A 9,975-nucleotide genomic window follows, 5' to 3' on the forward strand; every position below is an offset into this window, starting at 1 on the left:
GGAAAACCAACAGTTCTAACCTGCCGTTTTCCTACATTTTACGGGTGCCTTTTACATGCTGAGTACCAAAGACAACCTCAAATTAGGCATGTCTGTGATTCTAAGCTTGTACTTTTAATATTATAGAAGAATGATAAAAGCATCAATTGGTTAAAGGAAGATGATGTAATTGTGACTATCAAACAACGAACATTCTTAACAAAGGTTGATAGAGGTGTCTTTACAGTTGGCTACATTCTAGTAGGAATCAGCATTTTTATTCCTGTCGTCAGTCCATTTTGGGCAAACACGATCATTGGGCTGGTTATCGTTGGAGCGTTGGGAATTGTCTTAAAGCGTCACAGACAACTAAAAAAGCCTATTTTTAAAGGCCTCGTATTTCCCTTAATTACCTATCCTTGCTTCCAAGTTCCTGATATCCTAACGAATACAATGAGTCATCCAAACATCTTTGCGAATCTGCTTCTCTTTTTAATGATATGTTGGGGTGGTTTCTTGATCTATTTATATTCAAAAACAGAGCGAAAAAACTGAGCGCACATGGTGAGATTAATTAAAAACATTTCAGTTTGCATTTTATTGATAACTGGCGGTAATAATCAATACGGTTCATTCAAACGCTAATAACGGCAGTGGCGATTATCGCATCATTAAATATTAGAAAACCAATACACCCGATTCTCTAACGTCTTAGTTGCATACGGCTCGGCGTCATGATACGCAATCCCGACATACACCCGAGATGCCACCTGGATCCCCTCGGTCTCAATATTTCTGCCGATCCAATTAGAATGGTGTAGCAAAACTTGTTGAGCAGTTTGACTTCTCCATTGGAATCGGCTAATTCCCGGTGTGTCAACGCTAGGATGGTTTTCGCTGACAGCTGCTTGACCACTGGAAACGTAAATCGCAAACCTATTGTCCAAGTCGAACCCTTGAATTGATGGCGATGTTAGTTGGTTCGCGAACTTTGGAATTTCAAAATATGGGTTGGCAACCTGAGTTGAAAATAGATCACCTGCTTGGCTGAGGTCCACATAGCCATTATGATCATCGACTCCATCCAACGCATCATTCAACTTCCGGTTATCATACAAACTGAAATGAGCTTTATTTTCCACATCAATCGCTGCGATTAACAACGTCTGCTTATCTGGTGACAACGCCACTTCCACCCGTTTCAACTGACCATACAACTCGCCAGTCGGGGTGGCGTGGTTTAACATTACCAGACGAGTGACGGCAACATTGCCGCGATACCGGGTTCGCCGTTCTCGATTTGGTTTAAAGCGAATGCGGGCGAGTTGGGTTCCCCATTTTATATCTGGATAATCGACTACATTTGGTTTAGTCACCACCCACCAGTAATCGATCCCGTTATGCTTGAAGTATTCCAAGGTCTGACCATGGCCAAAATTCTTAAGATACATCTTCTTTGCGTGGCGAAAATTGAGATCATACCCATTTTTCACCCGATTTTTTCGGACGCGGGAGATCACTGCATCCCTATTTTGATGATACAACTGTAAGGCGTATACATATTTAGTGCCCACGTAAACCTTCTGCACGACTGTTGGTTTGGGTAAATTCTTCAAACGATATTTTAAGTAAGCGTTAGTTTCGGCCATTTTGTCATCCCTCTCATCGAATCTATTTTAGGATAAGTATTTCATTTTTGGAATTGCAAAGACTGGTTCTATTTCTATTGTAGCGAGGAACAAAGCCAATAATACCAATTCATAAATTGTTGTGGCAATGCCAAAATTACTCATGATATCCTTTTAACATCACCTACCTAGCGTCAGTTAGGAGGTGTATCAATTGATTCAATTCTTCATTGGCCACGTTTTTCAATCTATTTGTGTGATAAATGAGGTGCCTGATTTGACTACAGCTAAATCAGAGTACATTTCAGCTCATCAATTTGCCACCTAATTCATTGCTTTTGCCTTGAGATGATTTACACTAAATTTAGGATAGTCTTTAAAAGAAAAGGAGCGATCATCATGATAGCATTCGGTTATGAAGAAAACGGTGGCCCTGAAGTTTTCAAGAAATATCAGGTCCCAGTACCGGAAGTTACCGGTAACCAGATTTTGATTAAGACCCAAGCATTTAACTTAAATAACTTTGAAGCTTTGCAGCGGGCCGGTGAGTTTAAGCCCACTGATCATCGCATTATTCCAGGCAGAGACGTTGCTGGAATTGCCGAACAAGTTGGCGGTGATGTCAAAAACATTAAGGTCGGTGACCGGGTTGTTGCTCACGGCCATCATTCTTACGCTGAATACGCCATTGGTGATGATACCAATACAGTTGTGATTCCAGCTAGCGTCTCATTTGCGCAGGCAGCTGGGATTGTCACTCCTGGGCTGGCAGCCTATAAGGGTGTTCACCTATTCGGCAACGTCCAGCCGGGCCAGACGGTTGTAGTTAAGGGCGCTTCCGGGGGTGTCGGCTCGATTGCCGCTCAAGTCGCCCTAAGCATTGGCGCTAAAGTCATCGGCGTAGGTGCCAGCCGCAATGAAGAATATGTTAAGTCATTAGGAATCACTGACTACGTTGCCTATGATCAGCAAGACCCGGCTGAAGTGCTGGCAAACACGGCTGATGTTGTGATTGATGCCGCCTTGAATGGTACCGGCAGTGAAAATGACGCCGAGATTGTCAAAAACGGTGGCATTATCGCCAGTGTCGCAGATGGTGAACCAGATACCGACAAAGATGTTCACTTCAACCACATTCACCCAACCCAACAAATCAGTGATCTGGAAGCCTTAAAAGCCCTGGTTGAATTGATGGTTCAGGGACGGCTCTCAATTAAAATCGCTGAACAACTGCCATTTACCCTTGATGGCGTGATTAAAGGTCATCAAATTTTGGCGGCCAAACATGATGGGCGGGTCATTATTGCTAAATAACACCAGTTATCATCAAAGATGGATTCAAAAGCAGTTTCTCGTTGAAACCTAGGAGCTGCTTTTGAATCCATCTTTTTGTTGTTAATCTTGAAAATCGTCAATCATTGAATTGGTAACCAGGCCTATCGAAGAACTATTGATTTTTCTTATCCTTTGGTCCTTTATCCTTTTCTTTCACAATTTCTTCTGAATAGAGTTTGTTAACTAATTCAGGATTAGCCTTGCCGGGATTCAACTCAACAATTTGGCCGGCGGCGCTGTATACAATCCATTCTGCCAAGTTGACAATGTGATCACCAATTCGTTCAAGCAATCGAATCACCATGAAGTAACTGGAGCTGGCAAGGGCGGTTTCGGTATTTTCTTCGACTGCCTTGGTGATGGCATCCCTGATTAACAAGTACTGCTCATCAACGGCCACATCCTCATTGGTCAATTTCTTGGCGGCATCGGCATCACTCTTAGTGTAGGCATCCAAGGCCTTTTCCAACATATCGCGAACCTGATCGGTCATCTTGGCGATTTCCTTTTCAACTTTTGGAATTCGCGGATTGCCCTTCACTCGAATGGTCTCCCGGGCAATGCTAACGGCATGATCACCAATCCGTTCCAAATCAGAACTGGCCTTCAAAATACTGATAATCACTCGAAAATCAGTGGCAACCGGCTGTTGAAGGGCAATCAAACTCAGGGCCTGCTTCTCCAGTCGCATTTCTTCGCCGTTAGTTTCATTATCGGCATCAATGACTTCTTGCGCCAACTTTTTGTCATGTTCCATAAAGGCCTTAGTTGAACTATAAATCTGTTCACTAATATTGAGCCCCATTTCAACAAACCGGCCGTGGAGCTTTTTTAATTCATCATCAAACAATTCTCGCATTGTGGTGTCCTCCTAAAAATAAGTGAGCGGAGTAAAGCGGTTAGAAGTCGGAGTGTAAGTCGCCGCTGAGGGAAATTCCCGGTTTTGGAATTTTTCTCAGTGGTGCTTACATGCAGACTTCTGCTTTACGGAGCTGTCCTACATTATCCAAACTTCCCATTCAAATAGTCACTGGTCTTCTCATCATCTGGATGAATAAACATTTTCTCAGTTTTTGAAAATTCAACCAGGTCACCATTTAGTAAGAAGGCCGTCTTATCCGAAATTCGCGATGCCTGTTGCATATTATGGGTCACGATGATGACCGTATACTCATGGCGGATATTCATTAACGTGTCCTCAATCTTGGCACTGGAAATGGGATCCAACGCACTGGTCGGCTCGTCTAGTAACACCACTTCCGGCTGGACGGCTAACACCCGGGCGACACAGATCCGTTGCTGCTGCCCACCAGAGAACGCTAAGGCATTTTCATAGAGATGGTCCTTAACTTCATCCCAAATGGCGGCTTGCTTCAGGCTGGTTTCCACCCGCTCATCAAGAACGTGTTTGTCTTTTTCACCCGCTAACCGCAAACCATAGGCGACGTTTTCATAGACGCTAAACGGGAATGGATTGGGTTGCTGGAACACCATGCCAACCCGCTTTCTCAAATTAACCACATCAGTTTGGGGGGCATAAATATCTTCATCTTCCAGCTTAATGCTTCCGGTAATGGTGACCCCTTTGATTAAATCATTCATTCGATTCAAGCAACGCAAGTAAGTGGACTTACCACACCCCGACGGACCAATTAATGCAGTGATTTGGTGTTCTTCGAAATCCAGGTTAATGCCGTGGAGGGCTTCTTTTTTGCCATAGTATAGATGAACATCTTTACTTGTAATGATTTTGGTCATTGCCCACTGCTCCTTTACTAGCCAAAGTTACCGGATATGTAATCCTCAGTGGCTTTAATTTGTGGATTGGTAAATAGTTTTTCAGTTTCATCAAATTCAAGAACGTGACCCATGTGGAAAAATGCCGTGTAGTCAGCAATTCTTGATGCTTGCTGCATGTTGTGGGTCACAATGATGATCGAATAATTTTTCCGCAACTGTTGCAGGGTTTCTTCAATCTTAGCGGTCGAAATTGGGTCAAGCGCGCTGGCCGGCTCGTCCAACAATAGGATGTCCGGTTTCATCGCAACACAGCGGGCAATACATAAACGTTGAGCCTGCCCACCAGACAAGGCCAAAGCACTTTTATCAAGCTCGTCTTTGACTTCATCCCATAGGGCAGCCGCCTTCAAACTTTCTTCAACCCGTTTATTCAGTTCATTTTTATCCTTGATTCCGTTTCGCTTTAAAGCAAAGGTAATATTTTCCCGAATTGACTTGGCAAATGGATTAGGCCGTTGAAACACCATACTGATGTGTTTACGCACCTCATAAACGTTGATATTCTGACTATTAATATCCGTATCTCGATACATAATTTTACCCTTAACGGTGGCAATCCGGTCGTTCATCCGGTTCAAGCAGCGCAGATAAGTCGACTTACCTGATCCGGAAGCCCCGATCAACGCGGTAATCCGATAACGGGGAAATTCCAACGTCGCATCGTGCATGGCATGATTATCCCCATAAAAGACTTGGAGATTATCGGTTGTCAGCACCTTTTCCAAAGGCATATCAATAATGTGGGTATCATCAAATGAATAGTTTTGCATATTAATCTCCTACCTGGTTGCGGTCATTTTTTTATACATCCAATTACCAAGCATTCTGGCTAACAAGTTGAATAATAGAATAACGACGATTAAAACGGCTGATGCCCCACTTGAAATTGCGGCGGCATCCGGGGTGACGCCTTCAGTATTCAGTTTCCAAATATGAACGGCCAAGGTTTCGGCTGGACGCAGTGGATTCAAGAAACTTGCGGGATCGACTGGATTCCAATCGCCGTAATTAACGGTCGGCGCACTTTGACCAGCCGTGTAAATCAAGGCAGCGGCTTCACCAAACACCCGCCCAGCGCTTAAAATAATTCCAGTTAAAATCCCAGGAACGGCAGCTGGTAGGACAATGCCAGTGATCGTTTTCCAACGGGATAATCCAAGCGATAGCCCGGCTTCCCGCTGGAGTTGAGAAACGTCCTGCAGGGATTCTTCAATACTTCGAGTGAGCAATGGTAGGTTGAAAAAGGTCAACGCAATCGCCCCGGCTAAAATGGAGCAACCCATGTTGAACTGAATAACGAACAACAAGTAGCCAAACAAACCAACGACAACGGAAGGCAAGGAACTTAAAACTTCGACGGCAGTCCGAATCAAGCCGGTAAACCAATTATTGGGCGCGTATTCTGATAAATAGATACCAGAACCCAGCGCAATTGGAAACGAAATAATCAGTGTCAATACCAGCAAATACATGGAGTTAAACAACTGATCGCGAACCCCACCGCCAGCTCTAAATGATTGGGCAGCCGAAGTCAGGAAGTGCCATGAAATGTGGGGAATCCCAGTCCACAGAATGTAGCCGAGTAGGAATACTAAGATGCCAATAACGGCGGCAACCAGGACGTAAATGACGCCGGTCGCAATGTTATTACTTGTTTTAGAATTCATTTTTTCAAACTACCCTTCTTCCCGATAAAGCGAACCAGAATGTTAAAGACTAATGACATTAATAGCAAAATTAAAGCTAGTGACCATAAGGCATTGTTAGGTAATGTCCCCATGGTGGTATTACCGATTCCAGTTGTTAATTGACTCGTTAACGTGGAGGAAGGGGTCAGCAAGCCATGAGGCATTAAGACGGCGTTACCAATAACCATTTGAACGGCCAAGGCTTCACCAAAGGCCCGTGACATCCCGAAAATAACCGCGGTCAGAATTCCTGGGGTAGCTGCTCTGAGAACCACTTTGTAAATGGTTTGCCAACGCGTGGCCCCCAATGCTAATGAAGCCGAGCGGTAAAACATTGGAACGGCTTTGATACTGTCAACGGAAAGTGACGTGATTGTTGGCAGTACCATGACAAAGAGGACCAACGTTCCGGCAAGGATTCCAAACCCAGTTCCCCCAAACGTGTGACGAATGAGTGGTACGATCACCGACAAGCCGATAAATCCATAAACAACAGAAGGAATTCCGACCAACAATTCGATAACCGGTTGGAGAATCTTGGTTCCCTTTTCTGGTGCAATTTCCGTCATGAATAACGCAACCCCTAACGCAAACGGGGTGGCAACCACCGCCGCTAGGATTGTGACACTAAACGACGTCACGATCATTGGCAGGGCACCGATTTGTGGGTTGCCATGCTTATCAAGTAATCCCGGGTTCCAGTTGGTTCCCGATAGAAACTTCCACAAACTCACATGATTTGTCGTAAAGGTTGCGATACCTCTGGTCGTGATGAAATATAAAATCGAAATTACCAACAACCCCACAAAAGCGATACAGATGTAAGTGATTGTTCGGCCAAAATAATCTTGGTGAGTTGCTTTCGATGGATTTTGCAGGTCTTTCTTAATCTCATCCATGCTAAACCTCCTATATTTTAGTGAGCGGATCCAAGCGGTTAGAAGTCGGAGCGTAAGTCTCCTCAGAGGGAAATTCCGGGCTTGGGAATTTTTCTCTGAGGTGCTTACGTGCAGACTTCTGCTTGGAGGAGCTGTCCTAGTTCGAGTGAGCGAAGCAAAGCGGTTAGAAACTGGAAGAAAAGTCTCCTTCGACACAAATCCCTGGTTTTTGGGGATTTGTGTTGGAGGTGCTTATATGGAAGTTTCTGCTTTGCACAGCCGTACTGAAATTAATGATGCTTTAACCTGATGAAGGCCGAGGGCATTTGATTTGCCTTTGGCCTTCGTTGGGTTACATAATGATTTTTTGATTCTGTTTGGTAGTGGAAACGTGCTCTGATGCAACTGGTGCTAGTCGCACTCTACTTTTGTGATACAGCGTTGCTTGCGTTCTTCGTTACTTTCATATCATGAATACTGATGTAACCAAGCTTTTGTACTAAGCTGTCTTGAACTTTGCTTGAATCCATGTAGTTAAGGAACTTCTTAGTTGCAGCGTTTGGTTGACCCTTAGTGTACATGTGCTCGTATGACCAGATCTTCCATTTGTTCGTTGTAACGTTGGCATCAGTTGGTTTTACATTATTAACTGATAATGCTTTGATCTTATTATTGACATATGAGAAGGCTAAGTAGCTGATGGTACCTGGGGTGCTTGACACAATCTTTTGAACAGTTCCGTTTGAATCTTGTTCCTGAGCCTTAACAGCCTTGGCGCCTTCAAGAACGGCTGATTCAAAGGTTGCTCGAGTACCTGAACCTTGAGCCCGGTTTACAACGGTGATCTTTTCGTCTTTACCACCAACTTGTTTCCAGTTCGTGTACTTCCCGGTAAAGATGCCTTTTAATTGCGCCATGGTCAAATTGCTGACACTGACATCTTTGTTAACAACTGGTGTCATTCCAACAACGGCAACTTGGTGATCAACTAACTTGTTGGCTTTAATCCCATCTTGTTGTTGAGCAAAGATATCTGAGTTACCAATTTGAACAGCGCCGGCTTGAACTTGACTAAGACCAGTACCAGAACCGCCACCTTGCACAGAAATGTTAACTTTGCTATTGTCCTTTTGATAATCGCTGGCAGCCTGTTCAACTAATGGCTGAAGTGCAGTAGAACCAACTGCGGTAATTTTAACGTTTGAGTCTGCTGAAGAGGACTTCTTAGACTTTGAACTGCTTGAACCACATCCAGCAAGTAAAACCCCCACCGCTGCAACCGCAACGATTGTTGAAAAAAAGGATCGTTTTTTCATGATAATGTTTCCTCCTAATATATGAATCCCATTTTTTTAGTACTCATTTAAGTACATTGTTAATATACCAACGTCATGTAAATATCGAGTTTCGTTTATGTAAAAGTAACGTAAAAGTCCCCGATTCCTGACAAAAGTATGGCATAACTTAAGATGTAAACTATTTCAATAAAATGGAGGAAGACCAGATGCCACTGGAAATTCTATTAATCAGTCAAGATTTACAGCTCGCCAACAAACTTGAAAAGTCACTGACCGCCTTCAACATTAATACCCGGGTTTCATTTGAACCATTGGATCACCTATTACAGCAGGTTTCTGGGGTTATCTGGGATTTAAACAGCGTCATTCTGCCGCAAAATCCATCCGAAATGCAGATTTTGAGAAGCCAAATTGCCGGTCCAATCCTATTATTAACGACTAAGCCGCATCCTGAGCGGACCGTTTGCTCGTATTTTGTTGACTATCATTTTGACGATTACCTATACAAAGCGTCAATGAAAGAAGTGACCGCCCGAATCGTTCAGCACTTGTGGGTCTACCAAAATCGCAATCGCCTGCAAATGAGTCGCCAAGGGGGAACCGATAACCACTTACTAGTGGGACCGTTAAAAATTGATTTGGATAAATTTCAGGTCGTTAATGGTAATAGGAACCTCAATTTGAGCCCAATTGAATATAAATTGTTATTGTTCTTCATTAGTAACGCCAATACGGTATTAAGCAGAACGCAAATAGCCTCGGCGGTCTGGGGAAATACCACCGGTGCGACCCTGAGGATTATCGATACCCATATTAGTAACTTAAGAAAGAAAATTGAGGAAAACCCCAAGGAACCGGAGATGCTGACGACGATCAGGGGATTTGGATATCTGTTCAAAAGCCAGAGTGCGGAAACAAGCGGTTAGGAATTGGATCGTAGGTCTCCTTGAGAAGAAATTCCCGGGCTTGGAATTTTTTCTGAAGGTGCCTACGAGCAGATTCCTGCTTGTTGGAGCACATTTATTCTATGTAGTGGAGAAAACACCTCAGAAAGAAATCCCGCTTTTGGATTTGAATCAAGAATAACTTAGAAGTTAGCGTCAGGGTCGTTGGAGCACGTTTTCTATGTACTGGAGAAAAACTCAATATAAAAATAGGCGACCCGTCATCGAAATTATCGATAGCGGGTCGCCTATTTGAATACAACGATAGTTATGAAGCTTGGCCTAGGCCTAAAATATAACCATCAATTATTTATAGTAGACTTTCACATATTTAGCATTAGCAGTAATGTAACCACCTTTAACAGCAAACCGTTTCGTACCAGACTTTGTGGTTGAAGTTGGATAGCTAAACGTGTAACGCTTGA

Annotated in this window: 9 protein-coding genes; 2 read left to right on the top strand and 7 right to left on the bottom strand. The window is 43.6% G+C overall.

Annotated elements, in window-relative coordinates:
* Window positions 1-650 precede the first annotated feature (650 nt).
* Window positions 651-1,628 carry a helveticin J family class III bacteriocin gene (locus FD12_RS05590; RefSeq protein ID WP_054749049.1) on the bottom strand — a complete coding sequence of 326 codons (978 nt, stop codon included), beginning with the start codon at window positions 1,626-1,628 and terminating at the stop codon, window positions 651-653.
* Window positions 1,629-2,006: 378 nt separating this feature from the next.
* On the opposite strand from FD12_RS05590, the gene FD12_RS05595 reads away from it, so the two are divergent.
* On the top strand, window positions 2,007-2,921 hold the full coding sequence (locus tag FD12_RS05595) for an NADP-dependent oxidoreductase (RefSeq protein WP_056982094.1): 915 nt from the start codon (window positions 2,007-2,009) through the stop codon (window positions 2,919-2,921).
* A gap of 133 nt (window positions 2,922-3,054) precedes the next feature.
* On the opposite strand, the gene phoU is transcribed toward FD12_RS05595, so the two are convergent.
* From phoU to FD12_RS05625, 6 genes are all read right to left on the bottom strand, one after another.
* Window positions 3,055-3,801: a phosphate signaling complex protein PhoU gene (gene phoU / locus FD12_RS05600; protein ID WP_056982100.1), complete on the bottom strand. Its 747-nt coding sequence runs from the start codon at window positions 3,799-3,801 to the stop codon at window positions 3,055-3,057.
* 143 nt (window positions 3,802-3,944) lie between these two features.
* Entirely contained in the window at window positions 3,945-4,700 is a 756-nt protein-coding gene (gene pstB / locus FD12_RS05605) for a phosphate ABC transporter ATP-binding protein PstB (RefSeq protein ID WP_056982107.1), read from the bottom strand.
* A gap of 17 nt (window positions 4,701-4,717) precedes the next feature.
* Complete coding sequence (gene pstB, locus FD12_RS14080) at window positions 4,718-5,512, bottom strand: phosphate ABC transporter ATP-binding protein PstB (RefSeq protein ID WP_054749051.1); 795 nt, start codon at window positions 5,510-5,512, stop codon at window positions 4,718-4,720.
* A 9-nt stretch (window positions 5,513-5,521) separates the two neighbouring features.
* On the bottom strand, window positions 5,522-6,409 hold the full coding sequence (gene pstA, locus FD12_RS14085) for a phosphate ABC transporter permease PstA (RefSeq protein WP_056982110.1): 888 nt from the start codon (window positions 6,407-6,409) through the stop codon (window positions 5,522-5,524).
* Complete coding sequence (gene pstC, locus FD12_RS05620) at window positions 6,406-7,329, bottom strand: phosphate ABC transporter permease subunit PstC (RefSeq protein WP_056982112.1); 924 nt, start codon at window positions 7,327-7,329, stop codon at window positions 6,406-6,408. Before pstC ends, pstA begins: the two co-directional genes overlap by 4 nt.
* 401 nt (window positions 7,330-7,730) lie before the next feature.
* Window positions 7,731-8,624: a phosphate ABC transporter substrate-binding protein PstS family protein gene (locus FD12_RS05625; protein WP_054749053.1), complete on the bottom strand. Its 894-nt coding sequence runs from the start codon at window positions 8,622-8,624 to the stop codon at window positions 7,731-7,733.
* 188 nt (window positions 8,625-8,812) lie between these two features.
* Here FD12_RS05625 and FD12_RS05630 point away from each other — a divergent pair, with 188 nt between their 5' ends.
* Window positions 8,813-9,532: a winged helix-turn-helix transcriptional regulator gene (locus FD12_RS05630; RefSeq protein ID WP_225427398.1), complete on the top strand. Its 720-nt coding sequence runs from the start codon at window positions 8,813-8,815 to the stop codon at window positions 9,530-9,532.
* Window positions 9,533-9,975 lie beyond the last annotated feature (443 nt).

The sequence above is a fragment of the Lentilactobacillus rapi DSM 19907 = JCM 15042 genome (genome assembly GCF_001436255.1).
GTDB lineage: Bacteria > Bacillota > Bacilli > Lactobacillales > Lactobacillaceae > Lentilactobacillus > Lentilactobacillus rapi.

Coding starts and splice junctions, on each gene's coding strand:
- FD12_RS05595 (WP_056982094.1), top strand. CDS start 2,007: ATGATAGCATTCGGTTATGAAGAAAACGGTGGCCCTGAAGTTTTCAAG.
- phoU (WP_056982100.1), bottom strand. CDS start 3,801: ATGCGAGAATTGTTTGATGATGAATTAAAAAAGCTCCACGGCCGGTTT.
- FD12_RS05590 (WP_054749049.1), bottom strand. CDS start 1,628: ATGGCCGAAACTAACGCTTACTTAAAATATCGTTTGAAGAATTTACCC.
- pstB (WP_056982107.1), bottom strand. CDS start 4,700: ATGACCAAAATCATTACAAGTAAAGATGTTCATCTATACTATGGCAAA.
- pstB (WP_054749051.1), bottom strand. CDS start 5,512: ATGCAAAACTATTCATTTGATGATACCCACATTATTGATATGCCTTTG.
- pstA (WP_056982110.1), bottom strand. CDS start 6,409: ATGAATTCTAAAACAAGTAATAACATTGCGACCGGCGTCATTTACGTC.
- FD12_RS05630 (WP_225427398.1), top strand. CDS start 8,813: ATGCCACTGGAAATTCTATTAATCAGTCAAGATTTACAGCTCGCCAAC.
- pstC (WP_056982112.1), bottom strand. CDS start 7,329: ATGGATGAGATTAAGAAAGACCTGCAAAATCCATCGAAAGCAACTCAC.
- FD12_RS05625 (WP_054749053.1), bottom strand. CDS start 8,624: ATGAAAAAACGATCCTTTTTTTCAACAATCGTTGCGGTTGCAGCGGTG.